Annotated in this window: 18 protein-coding genes, 1 tRNA gene and 1 pseudogene; 12 read left to right on the plus strand and 8 right to left on the minus strand. The window is 68.3% G+C overall.

What is annotated here, in order from left to right:
- Nucleotides 1-281: 281 nt before the first annotated feature.
- The 3 genes from ACFT7S_RS18090 to ACFT7S_RS18100 form a co-directional block, all read right to left on the minus strand.
- Complete coding sequence (locus ACFT7S_RS18090) at nucleotides 282-2,900, minus strand: tetratricopeptide repeat protein (protein WP_382732706.1); 2,619 nt, start codon at nucleotides 2,898-2,900, stop codon at nucleotides 282-284.
- Nucleotides 2,901-3,898: 998 nt separating this feature from the next.
- The gene (locus ACFT7S_RS18095) at nucleotides 3,899-4,243 is read right to left on the minus strand and encodes a hypothetical protein (protein ID WP_382732708.1); all 345 of its coding nucleotides are present in this window, start codon (nucleotides 4,241-4,243) and stop codon (nucleotides 3,899-3,901) included.
- A gap of 52 nt (nucleotides 4,244-4,295) precedes the next feature.
- The gene (locus tag ACFT7S_RS18100; protein WP_382732710.1) at nucleotides 4,296-4,781 is read right to left on the minus strand and encodes a DUF309 domain-containing protein; all 486 of its coding nucleotides are present in this window, start codon (nucleotides 4,779-4,781) and stop codon (nucleotides 4,296-4,298) included.
- A 110-nt stretch (nucleotides 4,782-4,891) separates the two neighbouring features.
- Between ACFT7S_RS18100 and ACFT7S_RS18105 the strand changes: the two genes are divergently transcribed.
- Nucleotides 4,892-7,543 (plus strand): ATP-binding protein, encoded by a 2,652-nt coding sequence (locus ACFT7S_RS18105; RefSeq protein WP_382732712.1) that lies wholly within the window; start codon nucleotides 4,892-4,894, stop codon nucleotides 7,541-7,543.
- Nucleotides 7,544-7,592: 49 nt separating this feature from the next.
- Nucleotides 7,593-7,666 (plus strand) — tRNA-Pro (locus ACFT7S_RS18110).
- 99 nt (nucleotides 7,667-7,765) lie between these two features.
- Here ACFT7S_RS18110 and ACFT7S_RS18115 read toward each other — a convergent pair.
- The 3 genes and pseudogenes from ACFT7S_RS18115 to ACFT7S_RS18125 all read right to left on the minus strand — a co-directional run.
- Nucleotides 7,766-8,205 (minus strand): annotated as a pseudogene (locus ACFT7S_RS18115) (tyrosine-type recombinase/integrase); the annotation flags it as partial.
- 402 nt (nucleotides 8,206-8,607) lie between these two features.
- Nucleotides 8,608-9,408, minus strand: coding sequence for a cache domain-containing protein (locus ACFT7S_RS18120; RefSeq protein WP_382732714.1), 801 nt, complete (start codon nucleotides 9,406-9,408; stop codon nucleotides 8,608-8,610).
- Complete coding sequence (locus ACFT7S_RS18125) at nucleotides 9,362-10,180, minus strand: FadR/GntR family transcriptional regulator (RefSeq protein ID WP_382732715.1); 819 nt, start codon at nucleotides 10,178-10,180, stop codon at nucleotides 9,362-9,364. The genes ACFT7S_RS18120 and ACFT7S_RS18125 overlap by 47 nt, the downstream gene beginning before the upstream one ends.
- A 113-nt stretch (nucleotides 10,181-10,293) precedes the next feature.
- Here ACFT7S_RS18125 and ACFT7S_RS18130 point away from each other — a divergent pair, with 113 nt between their 5' ends.
- The 5 genes from ACFT7S_RS18130 to ACFT7S_RS18150 all read left to right on the plus strand — a co-directional run bounded on the left by ACFT7S_RS18130 (nucleotide 10,294) and on the right by ACFT7S_RS18150 (nucleotide 14,777).
- Nucleotides 10,294-11,340 (plus strand): ABC transporter ATP-binding protein, encoded by a 1,047-nt coding sequence (locus ACFT7S_RS18130; protein WP_382732717.1) that lies wholly within the window; start codon nucleotides 10,294-10,296, stop codon nucleotides 11,338-11,340.
- Nucleotides 11,341-11,398: 58 nt separating this feature from the next.
- On the plus strand, nucleotides 11,399-12,604 hold the full coding sequence (locus ACFT7S_RS18135; RefSeq protein WP_382732719.1) for an ABC transporter substrate-binding protein: 1,206 nt from the start codon (nucleotides 11,399-11,401) through the stop codon (nucleotides 12,602-12,604).
- Nucleotides 12,605-12,610: 6 nt separating this feature from the next.
- The gene (locus ACFT7S_RS18140; RefSeq protein WP_382732721.1) at nucleotides 12,611-13,495 is read left to right on the plus strand and encodes an ABC transporter permease; all 885 of its coding nucleotides are present in this window, start codon (nucleotides 12,611-12,613) and stop codon (nucleotides 13,493-13,495) included.
- 43 nt (nucleotides 13,496-13,538) lie between these two features.
- Nucleotides 13,539-14,354: an ABC transporter permease gene (locus ACFT7S_RS18145; protein ID WP_382732723.1), complete on the plus strand. Its 816-nt coding sequence runs from the start codon at nucleotides 13,539-13,541 to the stop codon at nucleotides 14,352-14,354.
- 135 nt (nucleotides 14,355-14,489) lie between these two features.
- Nucleotides 14,490-14,777, plus strand: a complete 288-nt coding sequence (locus tag ACFT7S_RS18150) for a hypothetical protein (RefSeq protein ID WP_382732725.1) — start codon at nucleotides 14,490-14,492, stop codon at nucleotides 14,775-14,777.
- Between the two features lie 12 nt (nucleotides 14,778-14,789).
- Here ACFT7S_RS18150 and ACFT7S_RS18155 read toward each other — a convergent pair whose 3' ends face one another.
- The gene (locus ACFT7S_RS18155; protein WP_382732727.1) at nucleotides 14,790-15,848 is read right to left on the minus strand and encodes a formylglycine-generating enzyme family protein; all 1,059 of its coding nucleotides are present in this window, start codon (nucleotides 15,846-15,848) and stop codon (nucleotides 14,790-14,792) included.
- Between the two features lie 81 nt (nucleotides 15,849-15,929).
- The gene (locus ACFT7S_RS18160; protein WP_382732728.1) at nucleotides 15,930-17,333 is read right to left on the minus strand and encodes a sulfatase; all 1,404 of its coding nucleotides are present in this window, start codon (nucleotides 17,331-17,333) and stop codon (nucleotides 15,930-15,932) included.
- Nucleotides 17,334-17,966: 633 nt separating this feature from the next.
- Between ACFT7S_RS18160 and ACFT7S_RS18165 the strand changes: the two genes are divergently transcribed.
- The 5 genes from ACFT7S_RS18165 to ACFT7S_RS18185 all read left to right on the plus strand — a co-directional run bounded on the left by ACFT7S_RS18165 (nucleotide 17,967) and on the right by ACFT7S_RS18185 (nucleotide 22,067).
- Nucleotides 17,967-18,200, plus strand: coding sequence for a hypothetical protein (locus ACFT7S_RS18165; protein WP_382732730.1), 234 nt, complete (start codon nucleotides 17,967-17,969; stop codon nucleotides 18,198-18,200).
- A 527-nt stretch (nucleotides 18,201-18,727) separates the two neighbouring features.
- Nucleotides 18,728-19,246 carry a hypothetical protein gene (locus ACFT7S_RS18170; RefSeq protein WP_382732731.1) on the plus strand — a complete coding sequence of 173 codons (519 nt, stop codon included), beginning with the start codon at nucleotides 18,728-18,730 and terminating at the stop codon, nucleotides 19,244-19,246.
- Between the two features lie 95 nt (nucleotides 19,247-19,341).
- Nucleotides 19,342-20,190, plus strand: coding sequence for a DUF4097 domain-containing protein (locus ACFT7S_RS18175; protein WP_382732733.1), 849 nt, complete (start codon nucleotides 19,342-19,344; stop codon nucleotides 20,188-20,190).
- Between the two features lie 87 nt (nucleotides 20,191-20,277).
- Nucleotides 20,278-21,279 carry an ATP-binding cassette domain-containing protein gene (locus ACFT7S_RS18180; protein WP_382732735.1) on the plus strand — a complete coding sequence of 334 codons (1,002 nt, stop codon included), beginning with the start codon at nucleotides 20,278-20,280 and terminating at the stop codon, nucleotides 21,277-21,279.
- Nucleotides 21,276-22,067 (plus strand): ABC transporter permease, encoded by a 792-nt coding sequence (locus ACFT7S_RS18185; RefSeq protein ID WP_382732737.1) that lies wholly within the window; start codon nucleotides 21,276-21,278, stop codon nucleotides 22,065-22,067. Before ACFT7S_RS18180 ends, ACFT7S_RS18185 begins: the two co-directional genes overlap by 4 nt.
- Nucleotides 22,068-22,141 lie beyond the last annotated feature (74 nt).

Below are 22,141 nucleotides of genomic sequence, written 5' to 3' on the forward strand. Positions count from 1 at the left end.
TCAGGAGATAGATCCCGTAGCGGTGTGCAGGCTGCCGGGGCGAATGGATGTCGTGAGTGAGTCGGCGACGACGCGTTGTTGGAGCATGCTCGGCGAGTGGACGCCCTGCACCGAGACCTGCGGATCGGCGTGAACCGATCAGGGTAGGCGGTGGCGTGTGCATGGGTCGCAACGGGAGCATCCGATGCTGATGTCGGTTCTGTGGACCGAGACCTTGCGGGGCTAGCTCCCCCGAATTCAAGGCACGACTGCGGCTTCATGGGGACCCGTGGGTGCGGGTCTCAACGTTGATGGTGGTGTTCCTCATTGTCGGCCTGATTCAGCCAGTAGTCGATGTTGTTGCTGATGGTGGGGATGATGGGATCAGCAGGGTCTACGAGGCGTCGTGTGCCCGTGAGCATCCGGGTGAGGATGCGGACGGCCTCACCGGGGTGGCCAGCGCGTCCGCGCCACATGGCGAGCTTGTCCAGTACCGACAATGTGGCGACGTGATCAGGGCCAAAGTGGCGTTCGATGTGGGTCAGCAGGGCCTGGTAGGTGTCGCCTGCCGACTGTGCGTTGCCCGTTGCGCCCAGCCAGTTGCCAAGGCTATCGAGGGTCGTCAGGGTTTGGAGGTGGCCAGGGCCCAGGACGCGTTCCTGATCGGGGAGGAGCTCTTGCAGTGCGGCGATGGCCGCCTGGGGTGCTCCTGCAGAGGCACGCATGACGGCGAGGCTGTGGCGGGTGCTGAGAATATCTGCCTCTTCTGGCACGAGACGGCGCTGCTGATCACGGAGGACATCCTCCAGTGCTTGTACAGCCTTCTGAGGTTTTCCTGCCCAGCCCAAGCACAGGGCGTGGCTATGCCGGGAGCTGAGTGTTTCGGGGTGGTGAGGCCCGAGGACTCGGGTTCTGTCCGCGATGACAGCGGTGAGGTCCTCAGATGCGGTGGCCGGATCGACTCTTGCCCGCAAACGGGCGAGGTTGTGGCGCGCGGTGAGCAGCTCGGGATGGTCTGGTCCCAGGACCTCACCCATGTCGGGGATCAGCGCCTGATACCCGTCGATGGCCTTATCCGTCTCGCCCGCCTCTCCCTGCCAACGGGCAAGACTTTGCCTGGTGGTCAGCGCGCGCAGGTGCCGGGACCCGAGCGCTCGTGTCTGGTCGGGTAGCAGCGCTTCGAGCAGGCTGACGGCCTCGGCAGCGTTGCCTGATTCGCCCAGCAAGCGGGCCAGATTGTGGCGGGCGGTCAGGGTGCCATCGGCATCGGCACCGAACTCCTCTTCCATGAGGGGGATCAGCCTGCGGTAAGCGGCAGCAGCCTCTACTGCGTCACCCGCGACGCCCTTCCAATAACAAAGGTTGTGGAGAGTAGCGAGTATCGCCCCACGGCTCGCTCCGTTGCGTTGCCGGACAGCGAGAATCTCCTGGAGGGCCGCGATGGCGCCGCTCGTGTCGCCCGCCGCACCACGCTCTACGGAAAGGTTGTGACGAGTCACGAGTGTCTCTGGAGCCTCGTAGCCGAACAACCGGATGTGATCCGCCTCAAGACTTTCCAGGATCTGAACTGCTCCAGCGTGATCTCCAGCTTGGCTTTGCCAGCGGGACAACTCGCCTCGGGCGACAAGGGTGTGCTGGTGGTCGGCTCCAAGGCGCTGGTGGGCGAGGGAGCAAAGCGCGACGAAATGGGCCTGTGCCCAGGAAGCGTCGCCAGATTCACCCGCGCTCGTGCCTAGCCGGAACAGGAGGGTGTATGCGGTGTCGTTCTGCCACAGAGGGTGGCTCTCGCCGTCCTGATCGTGGGTGGCCAGCAAGCGGGCGCTAGCCCGCAGCCGCAGGGCGTGGTCCTGGTTATGACCGGTGTCGGGCCAGATGCTAAGCAGGGCGTGAGCAGCCGCCGGCAGGACGGCGTTCCTGCGATGCGTCCGGATGTCGGGCGGTGAACCAGGAGGCTGCTGCTCGCGTACGGCCCGCTGGATGAGCTGGTGCATGCGGACCAACCATGCGTCATTGCAGCCCTCGTCTGGGATGTGATCAATGAGGTGGAGTCGGTCCAGTGTTGCCAGGGTGTGCTCGGCATCGAGCTCGTCGACGGGTCCGTCTGTTCTGCTCCGCTCGGTCAGCCAAGCGCGTGCGGCGTCACTGGTGAACAGCGCGGCGGGAATGCCGGTTGTCCCGTCGAGGACGGCGGCCAACTCGAGCATTGGCCGGGCAAGCAAGCCGGTGTGCTGGTCGGCCTGGTCGACTGAGATGTCCCACAGCGCTGCAAGTGAGCTTGTCGTAGCGCTGCCGCGCACGGCTGGGATCAGTCGTTCGAGGGTAAGCCGGCGGTCCGCGAGCCGGCGTCGGTAGCGGTCGATACTGCACGATGCGTCGTAGTCGAGGTACGCGGCAGCCCGCGACAGCGCCAGGGGGAGATGGCCAAGGTCATCGGCGAGTCCTGCCAGCTCCACGTCCGTACCGGCGGGCATGGCCCGTTGCAGTGTGTTGCGCAGGTGAGTGAGGGATTCCTCGGGGGTGAATACGCCAACAGGCAGGAGAGGATGACCACTTGCGGTGGCGAGATCCCTTTCGCGGCTGCGGGTGGTGACGATGACCCTGCCGCGACCGGCTGTGCGCCGAGGCGCCCACAGCCCGTCCAGCGCGCCGGGAGAGTGCACGTCGTCGAGGACGATGAGCCAGCTGCGATCCGTGACACGGAGCCAGTTGAGGAACTGCTCAGCGGCCGAAGCGGTGTTCTCGTTACTGGATACCAGCTCAAGATCGCGGGCTGCCTGGGCATAGGCACCGGTCACGGCAGGCGTGGTGTTCGCCGTGACCCATATCAGTACGTCGACTCCAGCATCTGTCCCGGCGGCGGCGCGGTGGCAGTAGTCGGCGGCCAGACAGGTTTTACCGACGCCTCCGGTTCCTGTGATCACGCGCCCTCTGACCATTGCGCCAGCTGCTTCCGAGACGACGTCTCTATCCTCGGGGCCCTCCAGAGCGCGTGCCAGGGCCTCGCGTTGTGCCCGTTTGATGAGCACATCGGCTGTGTCGGGGACCAGACCTATGCGCAGCGGCCTTGCGCTGCGGGGCTTGTCGCCGCACTGCTTCTGCGTGCGGGGCCCGGACGCCGCACCGTCGCGGCGAGCTGAGGGCCTGCTTCGCTCGGCCGCTTGGCGCAGATTCTCCCACCGAGCACGGGAGCGTGGATCTGGCCTCGAACTGGTGCGGCTATCGAGGAGTTCGGTCAGGAAGGTGAAAGCCTGCCCGGCCCGCGGAACACTCTGACCGTTGAACCACGCGCTGAGAGTGCTCTTGTTCAGGGAGATGGGAGGAGATTGCCGCTTGCTGTGCTGGATGATCTGACCGAACGTGAGTCTGGAGGCTTGCCGATTTGCCCTCAGCTCCTCGGCCAGGCGCGAGGTTGCAGCCGGGATGTCAACCATGCCATTCCCCGTTCGTTCCGAACCTTCTACGAACCCTATTCCTTGCCTGTCTGACCACCACATACCTGCAGTTCGGCGGGAGTCGCTTCTCGCCGAACCCCGAGCCGGACAGGTCTGGTGGCGTCTGACCGATCGCTTGGTTGGTCAAGTCCACGGATGGGACAGGCAATGCGCATTCTCTGTCGTAAAGCGCGGTACGTGTGGCGCACGCCAAGGCTCAGGCGGTGCATGGTCGCGCTCGTTGTGCGGTGGATGGCTGGTGTCGCGCTGAGGACACTGGTGGGCCTTTTGTGGGGGTGGTTGACCAGCCAGTGACAGAACTCGGGGCCCGCCGCCTATCGCGCCCCTGTGGTGGTGCCAAGGCGCCAAGCCTGTGCTGCGAGTGCGAAGGCCCTTCCGTCCGTCCGACGGAAGGGCCTCTGGGCAGGTGTTTCTCTCTGTCCCCGGCAGGATTCGAACCTGCGACACCCGCTTTAGGAGAGCGGGTCTCAGGGGATCAGCAGCCAGTCCGCGCCCACCGCGGCGGTGAGGCCGGTGCCCAGGAGCCAGGTGGCCAGGCGTGTGCGGCCGTTTCTGCTGAGTTCGATCACGATTCCGCAGAGGATGAGCGCCAGCCCGTATACGCCGACGACCAGGACGGAGGACCGGCTCGCGATGCGTAGGCCCAGGACCACGGCCATGGCCGCCATGCCCACCGATGAGAGGGCGATCCGGAGGTGGCGGGCCTGACGTGGTGTCAGTCTGCGGTCGGTGGCGTCCGGTTCGGGTATCGGTGCGTCCGCGTCCGTGCCCTGGTCCTGCTCTTCGTGCTGGTCCCCGTCAGAAGTGCTCATGACGACGGATCGTAATCGTTCACCGTTTCGCCCGGGGACGGCACCGGGGGGTCTACGGCCGTAGCCGGGGTGCCTCCGCGGCTGCGTCCACCGCCTTCGGGCTCTCCGCCTCCACCCGGTCGGCCAGTTCCTCGGCCCACGTGATCAGGGGGCCGATGCCGAGGCCGTGCGGAGGCGCGTCCCGGTAGGCGGAGACCGCGGCCGCTCCGCGTCGCAACAGCCTCGCTCCGCCCGACGCGTTGCCCCGGGCGGAGTGGGTCAGGCCCACGGCGAGCTGGGCCAGGCCGCGCCACAGCTCGCGCTCCGCGTCCGGGCCCGATTTCCAGGCGTCCTCGAACACCTCGTGCGCATGGAACGGCATGCCCGCGTCCAGCAGCCGTTGAGCCTCCCGCACCGTTTCCTCGGGGGTGCGCACCACGCCCTCGGGCTGCCGCTCCACCCCCGGAGCCCCGTAGGGCAGGGGGCGCCCCAGTCCGTCCCGGGGGCGTGCACTGCGCGCCCGGCCTTCGGAATCACGGTCCCTGCGAGTCTCGTCCACCCTCCGATTGTGCCTCGCACCTGCGAAGAACTCTCAGAACCCTGTCCGCGAGGCACTGCGCGCGACTAGGCTCGGCAGTCGTCATTGCTGGACTTTGGGGAAGGGTAGGCATGAAGCCGTCCCGGCCGTTGTACGAGCGCGAACCGGAACTCGCCGCTGCCGCACAAGCCGTGGACGCCCTGTGTGGCGGCCAGGCGTCCGGCGGGCTGCTGGTGTTCAGCGGCGAGGCGGGTATCGGCAAGACAGCGCTGCTCGCCGAGGTCCGCTCGATGGCAGTCGGCCGTTGCACCATCTGGTCCGCCCGCGGTGGCGAGACCGTCACCTCCGTACCGTTCCATGTCGTACGCCAGTTGCTGCAGCCCGCGCTGGACCAGTTCCCCGAGGACGAGACGCGGGCCCTGTTCGGCGACTGGTACGAGACCACGGCGCCCGCGCTCGGCCTCGCCGAACCGACCGGCCCGCAGCCGGACCCGCAGGGTGTCCGGGACGGCCTCGACTTCGTCGTGGGCCGGCTCGCCTCGCGGCTCAGCCACCGGCCGCTGCTGCTCATGGTGGACGACGCCCACTGGGCCGACGGCGAATCCCTCGCCTGGCTCGCCTCGTTCACCGCGCGCCTGGGTGAACTGCCGGTCCTCGTCGTCCAGGCCCACCGCCCGCAGGAGCTGGCCGAACGCAACGCGGCCCAGACCGCCGCACACGCCGAGCCCGTGGGACACAAGGGCCTCGTCCGCGTCGCCCTGCGCGCGCTCACCCCGGACGCCACGGCCGAACTCGTCCGAGCAGGCCTCGGCGAGCATGCCGACGACCCCTTCTGCCGCGAGGTGTGGGCCGTCACCGGTGGCAACCCGTACGAGGCCGTCGAACTCGTCGCCAAGGTGCAGGACCGTGAACTGCCACCGGTCGAGGAATCCGCCGGAATGCTGCGCGAGCTGGGTGCCTCGGCGCGCGGCAGCGGGCTCGTCGCCCGGCTCGAACGGCTGGGCACCAACGCCAACCGGTTCGCCTGGGCCGCCGCCGTCCTCGGTACGGACATTTCCCAGGAAGTGGCCGCCACCCTCGCCGGAATGAGCTCGGCGGAGGCTGCGGACTGCACCGCACGGTTGCGCGACGCCCGTATCGTCAGCGGCTTCGACCCGCTGGAGTTCGTCCATCCGCTGATCGCCACCGCCGTGTACCGCTCGATCCCGCCGGCCACGCGCACCGCCTTCCACGGCAGGGCCGCCTGGGCCATCACCCGGGCCGGTCTCGGCGCCGCCGCGGCCTCCCGTCACCTGCTCGAAGTCCACCCGGACGACGATCAGGAACTGGTCGCTCAGCTCCGCGAAGCCGCAGGCCAGCACCTTGCGGTCGGCGCCCCCGAAGCGGCCAGGCGCTGCCTCGAACGGGCCCTGGAGGAACCTCCGCACCCGCAGGACAAGGCGGCACTCCTGTACGAACTGGGCTGCGCCACACTGCTCAGCTCGCCGCCCACCACGGTGCAGCATCTTCGCGCGGCACTCGACATGCCGGGGCTCGACGACGACCTGCGGATCGACGCCACGTTCCGGCTCGCGGCCGCGCTCGCCCACAACAACCAGCTGAAGGAAGCGGCGATCTCACTCGCCGCCGAGGCATCCCGTACCGCCCCGGGCCCCGGTCTGATGCGACTGCAGGCCGGGCACTTCCTGTGGGAAGGAATGCAGGCGGTCGAGGACGACGGTCCCGCCCGCTCACGCAGGCTCTCCCGCAACGCGGACCACCTCACCGGCCGGGACAACTCCGAACGGGCCCTGCTCATCCTGCGCGCCTTCGACGCCATGCTCCGCGGTGAGAACGCCCAACTCGTCGTCGACCTCTGCGAACGCGCCCTCGTCGATGGACATCCGGCCCGCGGTCTCGGCTGGACCGACACGGAGTGGGGATTCGAACTCCCCACGCTGATCGGCATCACCTGCGCGTTCACGGACCAGCTCGACCGGGCCGAGGAACTGTTCGGCGAGGCCGTGCGCGCCTTCGAGATCTCCGGCTGGAGCGGTGCGCACCTCGCCTTCGCCCACACACTCCTCGGACTCGTCCACCGCCGTCGCGGACGCCTCGCCGAAGCCGAGGGGTTCCTCCGTGAGGGGCTGCGCCTCGCCGACCGTGTCGGCAGCGGGCTGCCCGTCCACTGGGACGCGGCCTGTCTGCTCATCGATACCCTCCTCGCCCGCGGCCGGATATCAGAGGCCCGGCTGGTCGCCGACCGGTACGAATTCGCTGCGCCCTACCCCAGCGCCATGGTGCTGCCCGACGGCCCGTGCGTCCGGGGCCGGCTGCTGCTCGCCGAAGGCCGTACGAAGGAGGCCATCGCCGAACTCGAAGCCGCGGGTGCCGCGTTGGAGACACGCGAGCGCTTCAACGTCATCTGGGCGCCCTGGGCCTGCGACCTCGCCCGCGCCCTGGTCGACGTGGACCCGGTACGCGGCGCCCGGCTCGCCGCCGGTGCCCGCGTCCACGCCGAGCGGTTCGGAACGGACACGGCGATCGGCGAGGCTCTGCGCTGCGTCGCCCTCTTCGCGCCGCCGGAGGAGGCGGAGCACCTGTTGTCCGAAGCCGTCCGCTATCTGGAGGCGTCCCCGACGACTTCGGCGTACGAGCACGCCCTGGCCCGGCTCGACTACGGGGTGGCGATCCGTTCCGCACGGGAACTGGCCAGAGCCCAGAAGATGGCCACGGCGTGCGGAGCCGAGGGCCTCGCGGCCCGCGCCCAGCAGGCACGGGCGTCATTGCGGTCCTCGGAGTGAGGTAATGTTTCTCATGCGCAGCCGCCCGGGGCACCGGGAGGAAACGCATCGGGACGTGGCGCAGCTTGGTAGCGCACTTGACTGGGGGTCAAGGGGTCGCAGGTTCAAATCCTGTCGTCCCGACTCGAGAGAGTCGAGGTCAGGGCCGGTTTCGGAGCAATCCGAAACCGGCCCTTGATCATTTTTGGGGACCAGTTGGGGACCGGCGTTCCTTGACCGGTGTCAGCGGGTGAGCGCGATCGGGCTCGGCAGGGTGCGCGGGGCACGCAGCACGCTGAGATGTGCGGAGAGTGCGGCTCAGCGGCCGTGATTTTGTGTATGTCCGGGTGGAGGTAGCGCTGGGTGGTGGTCAGCGATCCATGGCCGGTGATGCGTTGCAGGACGTGGATCTGGACTCCCGCGTCGGCGAACCAGGTCAGGCCGGTGTGCCGGAGGTCGTGGCGGCGCAGGTGCTCGTAGCCGAGTGCGGTGGCTACATCGTCCCAGCGGGTCGCGTCGCGCAGGACGGCGGTGGAGATGCGTCCGCCGCGTGGGCCGGTGAACAGGCGGGCGACGGGGTCGGGGCCGGCGGACAGGATGCGCTGGGCGACGAGAGGTCGGATCTCCTCGACGATCGGAACCCTGCGGGCCCGCTTGCCCTTGGTGCCCTTGTCGGTCAGCCCGCACAGCGTCTTCAGTTGCGATCAATGGGCTGTAGGAGGGGTCTCTAACAGTTGCCCGGTTGGCTTCGGGATCCTCGATGAAGCCATCCCCGAGTGGGCCGTAACCTTCTATATGAATCGCCGTTTTACCGGACGAACCCGCCGCGTGCTTGAAATGCGCGCGGCCCCCGTCGCCGACATCGCGGCTTCGAGATGCTCGGCTCGGCGTCCGACGGGGCAGCAACCCCCGGGTGTGCGAGTCCGCAAGGGTCCGCACAAGCCAGATGCTGGCAACGCCGCAGCCGGCGGCGACGCATACGGGTTCTGCAACACGGGATCGGCCCGGACTCGTCCGCGCTCGTTGTGGCTTCCACCCCTTGGGGCTACGCGATAACTCAGGATCCTTAAGAGTTCCAGAGACGCTTACGGGCGTTCTGCCGGGGGTGCCGCCGTCACCAGAATGAGGGGGACACCGTCGCAGGGCCGCAGTTGCAGCCCGCCGTGTTCGGCGCCGCCTGTCGGTCCGGCCAGTACCGCCGCGAAGTTCGGGTCCTTGGTGAGTGATCCGACCAAGTGGTGGGGGTCGGTCGAGGCGGTGACCCGGCCGCGCGCGTTGACCAGGCGGGCAGGACCCGGCAGGCGTTGGAGCAGAGGCATGGCGACCGCTTCGAAGCGCCGCAGATAGACGTCGGCCGCGGCCACCCCCATGAAGCGGCCCTCGACCGTCACCGGCGCGGCGAGGGTGAGGCTGTACTCATCGGAGCAGAGGTAGTCGACATAAGGTCCCGCGACCGCCCGCTGTCCGGTGTCGTGGGGCAGGGAGAACCAGTCCCATTGGGTGTAGTCGTGATACGCCGAGTGGTCCGGGTCCAGGTCGAGCAGCAGCGGGCGGACGGCCCCGGCCGCGCTGGTCTGCCACCACTCCAGCCACGCCGGTACGTCGTCGAGCAGTCCGGGCGTCGCCACGAAGCCGATCCCCGAGACCAGGTCGTACTGGGTGAGGCAGGTGTGCAGGCCGGGACGGAGGGCGGCCAGATCGGCCGACACGGGACGGCGGCCGTCCCGCACGGCCGAGGCGAGCACCGCCTGCGAGTCCGCAGTGGTTCGGCCCACGGCTTCGAAGACTCCTTCGAGGGCGTCACTGACGCGGGTGGCCACATCGGCGACCGTCATCCCGTCAAGAACTGCCGCTCCGGCTCTTGCGAGATGGGGATTGCGACTCATGGGAGCCCTCTTTCGGACAGGGACCGCGCTCGCCGTCGGCAGAGCCGAGGCGGAGTTCGATCAGGCGCGCCATGGAGGTCTGCACGCATTGTTCGGCCAGAGCCCTGGCACGCTCGCCCGCACCATCATGCACGGCGGAGATTACAGCGCGGTGACGGTCCGCAAGGTCCTTGAGGCACTCGTCCTCGCCGAGAACGAGACGCAGCAGCGCCCCCAACTCAGTCCGGAAAGTTACCTCTTCCCTGGTCAGCCGGGGGGACTGGGCTGCCGCGGCCAGCTCGACATGGATGCGCCCGAGGATACGGCTGCGCGCCGCCGTGCCCTCGGCCTCCGCCAACTCTCCCAGAGACCTGCGCAATTGCCGCAGATCCTCGGGGTCGGTGCGCTGGGCGGCGAGCCGGGCGGCGGCACCCGAGACGGCTGCCCAGTGGTCAGCCAGATCGCGGAGTTCCTCGGTGCTCCAGTCGGAGAGCCGGGCGCGCAGCCGGTCTTCCGCCGGCCCGTCGGGCACGGTGACGAAGCTGCCTCCGCCACGGCCTCTGCGAGTGATGACGAGGCCCTGCTGCCGCAGCGCCATGAGGGCTTCGCGCAAGGTCACGGTGGAGACGCCGAACTGCGCGGCGAGGTCGGTCTCGCCGGGTAGCTGCTCGCCATCGGCCAGTAGCCCGAGGTCGATGGCGTCACCGAGCCGCCGCACCACGGCATCCACCCGGGCCAGGGTGTCGACGGGTGTGAAGACGGCTCTACGGACGCCGGGTTTGTCACGGTTCACGAGTACCACCTCGCTGGCTGCCCCAAAGCTTTACCTTAGCCGGGTATTGAAATTAGAACTATGACTTAATATGTTTAGCGTTAACGTCCGACTCCCCAGAAAGGTTCCCACCCATGGAGGGGAAAGCCATCCGGCTCCAGAGCCTGCGCAAGTCCTTCGGCCGGACCGATGCCGTGGCCGGAGTCGATCTGGAGATCGCAGATGGCGAGTTCTTCTCGATGCTGGGCCCCTCCGGCTCGGGCAAGACCACCGTGCTCCGGATGATCGCCGGCTTCGAGGCCCCCACTAGCGGCACCATCGAGCTCGCCGGCTCCGATGTCACCCGCCTGGCCCCCTTCGAGCGGGACGTCCACACCGTCTTCCAGGACTACGCGCTCTTCCCCCACATGACCGTGGAAGAGAACGTCGCCTACGGCCTCAAGGTCCGCAAGGTGGCCAAGGCCGCGCGTACGAAGCAGGCCCGGGAGGCGCTGGCGAGCGTCCGGCTCGCGGAGTTCGGCTCGCGCCGCCCGTCCCAGCTCTCCGGCGGCCAGCGGCAGCGCGTGGCGCTGGCCCGGGCACTGGTCGGCCGACCGAAGGTACTGCTGCTCGACGAGCCGCTCGGCGCGCTCGACCTCAAGTTGCGCGAGCAGATGCAGGTCGAGCTCAAGGCGATCCAGCGCGAGGTCGGCATCACCTTCGTGTTCGTCACGCACGATCAGGAGGAAGCGCTGACGATGAGCGACCGGATCGCCGTGTTCAACCAGGGCCGCATCGAACAGGTCGGCACCCCGGCCGAGATCTATGAACGGCCCGCCACCGCTTTCGTCGCGGGCTTCGTCGGTACGTCGAACCTGCTGAAGGACCGGGCCGCGGAGCAGGTCGTGGGCACCCGGGGAACCTACAGCGTCCGGCCGGAGAAGATCCGTCTGTTCGCCGAGAGCCCGGGGTCCACAGCCGCGTACGAGCCGGAGCACTCCACCGCCACCGGCACCGTGGCGGAGGTCGTCTACCTGGGGGACGCGACTCGTTTCCTGGTGGATCTCGACGCAGGCGGCCGGCTCACCGCCCTCCAGCAGAACCTGGAGACCTCATCCGAGGACGTCGCCGCTTTCCGCGGCTCCCGGGTCACGCTCCGGTGGCACCAACGCCACAACTTCCGGGTCCCTGAGGCCCGGTAAACGCACCACCACCCCCCGCACGCCCCATCCCCCGTCCCCCACTTGTGGAGATATCCCCGTGCGTCTGAACCGAACGTCCCGAGCAGCGGCCGCCGCTGTCGGTGTCCTGCTCCTCGCCACCGCCTGCGGTTCCTCGGATACCGCCAACTCTTCGCCCGGCACCAGCGGCTTCACCCCACCGGAGCTCACCGCGCAGAAGACCCTCGGCAAGACGGAGGGCGAGGTAAACCTGATCGCCTGGGCCGGCTACGCCGAGGACGGCTCGAACGACCCCAAGGTCGACTGGGTCACCGACTTCGAAAAGCAGACCGGATGTCAGGTCAACACCAAGACCGCAGGTACGTCCGACGAGATGGTCAGCCTGATGAAGACGGGGCAGTACGACGCAGTCTCCGCCTCCGGCGACGCGTCGCTGCGGCTGATCGCGTCCGGCGACGCCGCGCCTGTCAACACTGACTTGGTGCCCAATTACAAGGACGTCACCTTCGACCTCAAGAACCAGCAGTGGAACTCGGTCGAGGGCGTTTCCTACGGCATCCCGCACGGCCGCGGCGCCAACCTCCTGATGTACAACACCAAGGAGGTCTCCCCGGCCCCCACGTCCTGGTCCGCCGTCTTCAACAAGTCCTCGAAGTACAAGGGCAAGGTCACCGCGTATGACTCGCCGATCTACATCGCGGACGCGGCGCTCTACCTGAAGGCAACCGCGCCCTCGCTCGGCATCAAGGACCCGTACGCCCTTGACCAGACGCAGTTCGACGCCGCCGTCAGCCTGCTGAAGGAGCAGAACGTCAACGTCGGCGAGTACTGGAGCGACTACCTCAAGGAGATATCCGCCTTCAAGAGCGGCAACTCGGTGATCGGCACCACCTGGCAGGTGATCCTGAACGCCGCCCAGGCCGAGAAGGCGCCCGTCAAGGCGGTCCTGCCGGACGAGGGCTCCACCGGCTGGTCGGACACCTGGATGATCTCCGCCAAGGCGAAGCATCCCAACTGCGCCTACAAGTGGACGAACTGGATCATCTCACCCAAGGTGAACGCGCAGGTCGCCGAGTACTTCGGTGAGGCCCCGTCCAACGAAAAGGCGTGCGACTACACCGCGGACAAGAACTTCTGCACCACCTATCACGCAACCGACGCACTGTACTGGCAGGACGTCCACTTCTGGACCACGCCCATCGAGGAGTGCGTGGACGAACGTACGGACGTCAAGTGCGTGCCGTACGCCAAGTGGGCCCAGGCCTGGACCGAGATCAAGGGCTAAGCATTAATGAAGAACACCGTGCCGGCCGCCGGATTCGTCCGGCGGCTTGCCGGGACTCTGCACCGCCATCCCAAGCTGCGGCTGTCCCTGCTCCTCACCGCACCGCTGGCCTGGCTGGTCCTGGCCTACCTCGGCTCCCTGGCCGCACTGTTCATGTCCGCGTTCTGGACGACCGACTCCTTCACCTCCGACGTGGTGAAGGTCTGGAACACGGACAACTTCACCGCGCTGTTCACCACCGGCGTCTACCGGCAGGTCGCCCTGCGCAGTCTCGGCGTCGCCCTCGCGGTCACCGCCCTCTGCGTACTGATCGCCTTCCCCGTGGCCTTCTACACGGCCCGGATCGCGAACCCCAAGTGGCGGCCCCTGCTGATCGTCGCGATCCTCACCCCGCTCTGGGCGAGCTATCTGGTCAAGGCGTACGCCTGGCGGCTCATCCTCGCCGAAGGCGGTCTGCTGGACTGGGCGCTGAAGCCGTTCGGGCTCGACGGCCCCGGCTACGGACTTACCGCCACCGTCCTCGTACTGACGTACCTGTGGCTCCCTTACATGATCCTGCCGATCCACGCCGGACTGGAGCAGATACCCGCCAACCTGCTGGACGCCTCCGCCGACCTCGGCGCCCGGACCGGACGAACCTTCCGCTCCGTGGTGCTGCCGATCATCCTGCCGTCCATCGCCGCCGGCTCGGTCTTCACCTTTTCGCTCAGCCTCGGCGACTACATCGCCGTACAGATCGTCGGCGGAAAGAGCCAGCTCATCGGCAATCTCATCTACTCCAACATCACCCTGGACCCGCCGCTGGCCGCCGCGCTCGGCACGGTGCCCGTAGTGATCATCGTCCTCTATCTGCTCGCCGTGCGCCGTACCGGAGCACTCAGCAGTCTTTGATCCGATCCGATCTGTACGCGAACGCACAGTGGAGTCCTGCACGATGAACCTCTCCCGCCCCGCGCGCATCACCCTGCGCATAGCTGCCGGAGTCGGCTTCGCGGTCATCTACATCCCGCTGCTGCTGGTTCTGGTCAACTCCCTCAACCCGGACCGCAGTTCGGGCTGGCCGCCCCCCGGCCTCACCTTCGACTGGTGGGCCGTGGCCTGGCACAGCACCGGCGCCCGCAACGCGCTGTGGACCTCGGTCAAAGCCGGACTCGGCGCCACCGTGATCGCGCTCGTGCTCGGCACGCTCATCGCCTTCGCGGTGCAGCGTTACAAGTTCTTCGGCCGCGAGGCCATCTCCTTCGTGGTCGTCCTGCCGATCGCACTGCCGGGCATCGTCACCGGCGTCGCGCTCAACTCCGCCTTCCGTACGGTGCTCGAACCCCTCGGCGTGGGACTCGGGATGTTCACGGTGATCGTCGGCCACGCCACCTTCTGCATCGTGGTCGTCTTCAACAACGTGATCGCCCGGCTGCGCCGGATGTCCGGTTCGTACGAGGAAGCCGCCATGGACCTGGGCGCGCACACCTTCCGTACCTTCGTCGACATCACCTTCCCCCTGGTGCGCTCAGCGCTGGTCGCGGGCGGGCTGCTGGCCTTCGCGCTGTCCTTCGACGAAATCGTGGTGACCACCTTCACGGCGGGCCCCGGCGTCCAGACGCTCCCCGTCTGGATCTTCTCCAACATGGCCCGACCCCAACAGGCCCCCGTCGTCAACGTCGTCGCCGCCGTCCTCGTCCTGCTGTCCGTCATACCGATCTACCTGGCCCAGCGGCTGTCGTCGGACACCGCCTCCGGCAGCCGCAGCTGACTGTTGCAACCGCATGGTGCAGCAACCTCACTCAGGATTTAGGGGAGCTAGGGCGCATATCGAGTCGTGATCAAACTCCCTGCTACACAAGCCGGTGGCGGCCGCCTGCGGTGACTCGCGTGAGATCATCCGTCCATGAGCAGAGACCTGGAAGTGAGTGCTCTGGCGATCAATGTCACGATCCCCCAGGCGCTCCGCTGGACGGACACTCGACGCGGTGAAGCGTTCATGCTGACCACACTCAACGTCCGGCTCCTCCCGGACGGTCACCTCGCCGCAAAGGCCTATGGCCGACCAGTCGGTGGTGGTCGGGGCGCATACGTCTCGTTCCCTGTCCCCGACAAACCCGAACTGGCGGCCCTGGTTGCCGACGCTGCCAGCCGTGCCGGGGCATTGTGGGCCGCCCATCGTGGTGTCGGCTGAGCTTGGTTCGACTTAAGGCGGACGGTGGCAGTCCCGTACTTCGCCCTCGCGGCGCGGCCAGGAAGGCAAAATCTTCTTGCGTGACGCGAGTGCAACTGACGGACAGCGGTCCGGGCTGTCCCCCGCGTCCGCCGCCACGCGGAAGCCGATGTTGCCGGTGGAGCTGTCGGGTGTGTTGGAGCTGCGGGCGGCGACGCGGTAGCGGTTGCAGTAGGAGTCGTGGCACATGTGGGAGCCGCCGCGCATGACGCGGGCGGTTCCGGTGGCCGGGCCGGTCGGATCCTCGCGCGGCCCGGTCCGGTGGAAGTCGGGGCTGAACCAGTCGGCGCACCATTCCCAGACGTTGCCCACCGTGTTGTACAGGCCGTGGCCGTTGGGCCGGTACGACTTGGCCGACGCGGTGCCCGTCCGGGCGTGCGGGCCGGTGTTGCGGACGGGGAAGTCGCCCTGCCAGATGTTGCACATGTCCCGCCCACCGGGGGTCAGTTCGTCCCCCCACGGGTAGCGGGCCTGCTCCAGTCCGCCGCGGGCCGCGTACTCCCACTCGGCCTCGGTCGGCAGCCGGGTTCCGGACCAGGCGCAGTACACCTGTGCGTCGTTCCAGGACACGTGGACCACGGGATGGTTCTGCCGGTCCGCGAACGATGAGCCGGGGCCTGTCGGTCGGCGCCAGTTCGCACCGGATACCGCTCGCCACCAGGGAGTTCCCGGTACGGCCTGCGACTCGATCGCTGCCTGGCCGTCGAGGAAGACATCGACGACATACGAGAAGCCGAACTCCTCCGCCTCCGTGACGTAGCCCGTGTCCTTCACGAAGGAGGAGAACTGTGCGTTGGTCACGGTCGCGGGCGCGATGCGGAAGGCCCCGACGGTCACCTCATGGACAGGGCCCTCGCCGTCCGCCGGAAAACCGTCCGGGACGTCGGTGCCCATGAGGAAGCGGCCGCCGGGAAGGCTGAGGAGCTGCTTCGCGGCCCTGAGCGCTGCCGGACTCCGGACAGGGGCCGGGGGCGGGGCGATCGTGAGAGTGACCGGGTCGTGGCCGTGGCCGGGGGTGCAGCAGGAGGGCATGGCGTCTCCTGGGGGATCGGGCCGCCCGCCCGGGTGTCCGGGCGGGCGGCGGACGGTGTGCTGACCAGCTACAGCTGGTGACTAGCTGGTGCGGTCGGCCGCGAGCTGGGAGGCCAGCGCGGGGATGCCCAGGTTCTGCTCGTCGCTGGGGGTGGCCTGGTACAGCTTGTTGGTGAGCTGGTACGGGTCGCCCGCGAAGTCGTAGTACTCCCGGAACCTGACCTGCCCGGTGCCGGACACCGTGCCGTTGGTGTCGGTGTTCAGGTCGTAGTACTCGGTGTACTGCTTGTCCTTTGCGACGTATGAGGCCCAGGTTGGCGGACCGCCCGCGTTGGTGCCTTGCTCCCACCACTCCACCAGCAGGTGGTCGCGGTTGAAGCCGGACAGCAGCGACTTGCCGTCCACCGAGTGGGTCGGGGTGATCCCGGCCGCGTCGAGGATGGTGGGGGCGATGTCGATGTTGGCGACGATGCGGTTGTCGGTGGTCCCGGTGCCCAGGCCGCCGGCCGGCCAGGACAGGTAGAACGGCACCTCGTGGGCAGGGCGGTAGGGCACCGACTTCTTGGTCCAGCCGTGATCGGCCCAGCTGAAGCCGTTGTCACCGATGTAGATCACGAGAGTGTTGTCCAGCTGGCCGAGCGCCTGGAGCTTGTCCTTGAACGCCTGCACCGCGTCGTCGACCGACAGCAGGGTCCGCAGCTGCTCCGCGCGGATCGTCTTGCCCTCTGCGAGCGTCCCGGTCGCGTTCCTGATGTACGCCGGCTTGTCGTCCCGGTTGTTCTCGGGCACGGAGGGCCGTCCGTGCCAGTCCGGCACGGCCGTGCCCGCGTACTTGGCCTCGGGCGTACGCGGGCCGTGCGAGGCGTACGGCGTGACGTATGCGAACCAGGGACGGGAATCGGTGGCGGCCTTGTCGATGAAGTTCAGGGTCCGGTTCTTGACGATGTCGGTGGTGTAGCCGTTGATCGTCTGAACGGTGCCGTTGACGTTCCACTGGGCGTCGACGTAGCCCGGCTGCAGCAGCGCGAAGTCCTCGAAGTGCGGCGGATTCTGGGACAGCGTCCAGGAGTTGAGGTACTTGCCGAACAGACCGGTGCGATAGCCCGCCTGCTTCAGATAGCGCTGAATGGTGGTGCTCTGGTCCAGTTGGTACGAGGCCTGGTTGTTGCGGACACCGTGGTTGTGGGCGTAACGGCCGGAGAAGACGGACGACCGTGAGGGCGCGCACAGCGGTGTGGTGACGTGGCCGTTGGTGAACTGCACGCCCTGATCGGCCAGCCACGCGGTGGTCTTCTGCAGTGCCCATTCGGTGTGCTTGGGCTGATCGTCGGTGACGATGAGCAGGATGTTCGGACGGCTGGCTGCTGCCGCCGTATTGGCGGCCGCGAGCCCGGCGACGCCGGGGACGGCCGCGGAGGCGGCCACCGCGGCGGCACCCGCGAGGAAATTACGCCGCCCGACCTGCGGTTGGCTGGTATGACTCATCGATATTCACTCCTGTTTTGGCGCCCTGCGCATCACGAAGTGGACACAGGGGTGCCGTGAATGGGAATACTCCGAATTTCTCGCAGGCCTGTATCGGAAACGCGGAACTATGGCCGCGCATGCGAATGCGAACCGTGCCTGCGCATGCGAATACGGAGCATCGACGGAAATACTCGAGAGGAATCCGGATCCGGTGTTCCGGTCTCCCAGGGCCCCCCACCGCGCTTCCCCCGGAGCGGCAACTGGTTGCCGACGCTGAGCCGGCCCGCTCAACAGGCCTGCAGGCGACAGCAGGTGAGGGCACGAGGAAGCACCGGACGATCCGGTGGCGATATGGCGTTCAGGTGCCGGATTACCGCTTGGTCGGACGGCAGTCGGCCGAGGCTGTCACGCCGAGTCGGCTGTACAGAGACCGCTGGCCAGTCGACCGAAATCGACGTGGCGGCGGCCGACGAGAGTGTCTCGTGCTGCCATGGCCCCGACAATACGAGTTACCGTGAGGTAAAGGCAATGCCGCGCGGTGAATTCTCGGATCGTGTTACGGATTCCGGAAATCGCAGGGTTGGCGGCTCATCGGCCGGCGCTCAGGCGGGTGTCCTCAGGCCGGGCTCGGGAGGGTTGGGTGCGGCGTCGGTGACCCATGCGACGACGGGGAACGCGCCGACCGTCCGGCCCGGCGCCGCGGGCCCGTCTCGTCACCAGCCCAACTCGCTCACCAAGGTCAACGCGGAGCTGAACAAGTCAGGAGTACCGATCGACCTCACTGAGCTCAAGCCGCAGCACCTCGAGGAGCTCATCGAGCAGCTCGACGACCTCAACATCGACGTGGAGGACCCCGACGCCAAGGTGCAGGTGTTCTGCGGGTAACACGGCTACTGCGCCGGACGGCCGTCCGGACCACGGGGCCCGGCTGCTGTCCGGGCGGTCGGCGGCCGCGGGGTCAGGGCTGCCTGGGCGTGGCACGACGGGGCGGAGCTGGACGACATCCGCCGGGCGGCCTGCCCCCTGCGCATGCTTGACCGGCCGGTTCGAGGTGCCCGACCTCGATCCTGCGCGCCTGACGGAATCCGAGCGGCAGAGCATGCGCCAAAAGGCAGGCGAACTGCGTGGCACTGCACTTGGCGAATAGTGCCGACTTCGCCCGCTCAGTCACACGAGTCCGTGTCAGAAAAGTTTGAGTGGCGCAGATGAGACACGATGGCACCGGGTGGCACCGGGTGGCGTCGCCCGGTGCCATTCCATCCCCACAAGCGCACATGTACACGCATGGAGCCACAGTCGCTCAGGCAGGTGCCAGCATATTTTCGCAGGTCAGGATGGTTGTGTCAGATGCGGCCCCAGAGATGTCGCCTCACCGCTTGCACCTGGCGCCATTGTGGTGCCATGATGGCGTCATGGACCTCACCCCGTACGTCGACACCCTCCGCCGCGAACTCGGGGTGGCCGCCGAAGCCGGCGGCGACGAAGCTCGCGAGCTGGCAGGACGGCTCACCGCTCCGCTCGAGTCGGCGACCCGGCTGACCATGCTCAACGTGCTCTCCGCCGCGATGGACGAGATCACCCGCGAACTCGCCCCCGGCTCGGTCGACGTACGGCTGCGCGGGCTCGACCCCGACTTCGTGGTGACACTGCCGCCCACCGGCGGCGGCGCCCCCACGGAGTCGGCCGCACCCGTCGAACCGCTCAAGACCCCGGCCCCGGCCGACGGCGACGAGGGCGGCATCGCCCGCGTCAACCTGCGCCTGCCGGCCCACCTCAAGGCCCGCGCCGAGGAGGCCGCTGGCCGCGAGGGCCTGTCGGTCAACGCGTGGCTGGTGCGGGCCGTGTCGGCCGCGGTCGACGGCGGTGGCGCGCCACGTCCGACGGAGAGGGCCCGCACCATCGGACAGAACTACACGGGCTGGGTGCGCTAGCCGCACCCCCCGCCCGCACCTGCACCCGCACCACTTCACCCACACCACGTCCCAGCAGCGGGGACGCCCCATAGACCCAAGAGGACGGGATAGCCATGCCTTCTTTCGACACTCCCGAACCGATCTCGGCCACGGCGCACGTGGAGGCCGGTTCCGTCCAGTTCATCGCGGGCGACCGCCTCGACACCGTTGTCGAGGTGCGGCCCCGCGACGCTAAGAAGGAGCAGGACGTGCGGGCGGCCGACCAGACCGAGGCCACGTACGCGAATGGCGTACTGACCGTCAGGACGCCCAAGCCCAATCTGCTCGGCCTCGGCCGCACCGGCACCGTCGACGTGGCGGTCGAACTGCCCACGGGCTCGAGCATCGACATGACCGGCGCCTGGGCCCAGGTGCTCGGCGAGGGCCGGCTCGGCGAGGTCCGCGTGAAGACCGCGTCCGGCGACGTCCGCCTCGACACGACCGGCCCACTGAAGCTGACCGCGTCGCACGGCTCGATCACCGTGGACCGGATCGAGGGCAAGGCCGAGATCACCACCAGCTCCGGCAGCCTGCGCGTCGGTACCGTCGACGGCCCGGCCGTCCTGAAGAACTCGCACGGCACCACGACCGTCGGCACCGCGACCGGCGACCTGCGGGTGAGCGGCGCCAACGGCGACATCGACATCACGCGTGCCGAGGACTCGGTCACCGCCACCACCGCCCACGGCACCCTGCGCGTGGGCGAAGTGGCCCGCGGCGCGGTCCAGTTGGAAACCTCCTACGGCGCCATCGAGGTCGGCGTCCGCGAGGGCGCGGCCGCCTGGCTCGACGTCAGCTCCGACCGCGGGCAGGTGCGCAACACGCTCGCCGCGTCCGATACGCCGGAGACGACCGAGGACACCGTCAAGGTCCGCGCCCGCACCCGCTGGGGCAACATCGACGTGCGCCGCGCCCGGGCCTGAACACCAGCTCCGCCCACTCGCCCACTCGCCCACTCGCCCACTCGCCCACTCGCCCACTCGTTTCAGCCTTCGAAAGGGGAGGACTCCATGCCTTCTTCTGTCATGTCCGCGCCCAAGCGGGCCGGTGGTCCGCAGTCGCCCGCCGCCGTCTCCGCTGTCGGTCTGCGCAAGTCCTACGGTGACAAGCTCGTGCTCGACGGCATCGACCTGAACATCGCCGAAGGAACGATCTTCGCTCTGCTCGGGCCCAACGGCGCCGGCAAGACCACCGCCGTCAAGATCCTCTCCACCCTCATCACCGCCGACGCCGGCGATCTGCACGTCGGCGGCCACGACCTGGCCACCGACCCGCAGGCCGTGCGGGCCGCGATCGGTGTCACCGGGCAGTTCTCCGCGGTCGACGGCCTGATCACCGGCGAGGAGAACATGCTCCTCATGGCGGACCTGCACCACCTGTCCCGCAGCGAGGGCCGCCGTACCGCCGCCGAACTCCTGGAGCGCTTCGACCTGGTCGAGGCCGCGAAGAAGCCCGTCTCCACCTACTCCGGCGGCATGAAGCGCCGCCTCGACCTCGCCATGACGCTGGTCGGCAACCCGCGGATCATCTTCCTCGACGAGCCGACTACCGGCCTCGACCCGCGCAGCCGCCACAACATGTGGCGCATCATCCGAGAGCTCGTCTCCGACGGCGTCACCGTCTTCCTCACCACCCAGTACCTGGAGGAGGCCGACGAGCTAGCCGACCGCATCGCGGTCCTCAACGACGGCAGGATCGCCGCCGAGGGGAGCGCCGGCGAGCTGAAGCGGCTCATCCCCGGCGGGCACGTCCGGCTCCGCTTCACCGACCCGGCCGCCTACCAGTCCGCCGCCTCCGCCCTGCGCGAGAGCACCCGGGACGACGAGGCGCTGTCGCTGCAGATCCCCAGCGACGGCACCCAGCGCGAGCTGCGCTCCATCCTCGACTGGCTGGACTCCGCCGGCATCGAGGCGGACGAGCTGACCGTGCACACCCCCGACCTCGACGACGTGTTCTTCGCCCTGACCAGCTCCACCAACGTCCCCAACCAGCCCAAGGAGACTGTCCGATGAGCGCCCTCTCCCTCGCCGTTCGCGACTCGAACACGATGCTGCGCCGCAACCTGCTGCACGCCCGGCGCTACCCGTCCATGACCCTGAACCTGCTGCTCACGCCGATCATGATGCTGCTGCTCTTCGTCTACATCTTCGGCGACGTAATGAGCGCGGGCATCGGTGGCGGCGGCGCGGACCGCTCCGACTACATCGCCTATATCGTCCCGGGCCTGTTGATGATGACCATCGGCAGCACCGTGATCGGGGCCGCGGTGTCCGTCTCCATGGACATGACCGAGGGCCTCATCGCCCGCTTCCGTACGATGGCGGTCTACCGCGGGTCGGTGCTCATCGGGCACGTCGTCGGCAGCGTGCTGCAGGTGCTCGCCAGCCTGGTCCTCGTCGGCGCCGTCGCCGTGGCCATCGGCTTCAGGTCCACGGACGCCACGGCCCTGGAGTGGCTGGCGGCGTTCGGGCTGATCGCGCTGTTCTCCCTGGCGCTCACCTGGATCGCGGTCGGGATGGGCATGGCCAGCCCGAACCCCGAGGCGGCCAGCAACATGGCCATGCCGCTGATCCTCCTCCCGCTCATCTCGAGCGCCTTCATCCCGGCCGACACCATGCCCGGCTGGTTCCGGCCCATCGCCGAATACCAGCCCTTCACCCCCGCCATCGAAACCCTGCGCGGACTCCTCCTCGGCACCGAGATCGGCCACAACGGATGGCTCGCCATCGCCTGGTGCATCGGCCTGACCGCGCTCGGCTACCGCTGGTCGACGGCGTTGTTCAACCGCGATCCGAAGTAGCGGGAGAAGGACCGGTCAGCAGCTCGCGGGCCGCGACCCGCAGCTCGTCCCACTCAAGGCGGCGTACTCCGACA

Origin of the sequence: Streptomyces sp. NPDC057136 (genome assembly GCF_042670885.1) — a bacterium.
Classification (GTDB): Bacteria; Actinomycetota; Actinomycetes; order Streptomycetales; family Streptomycetaceae; genus Streptomyces.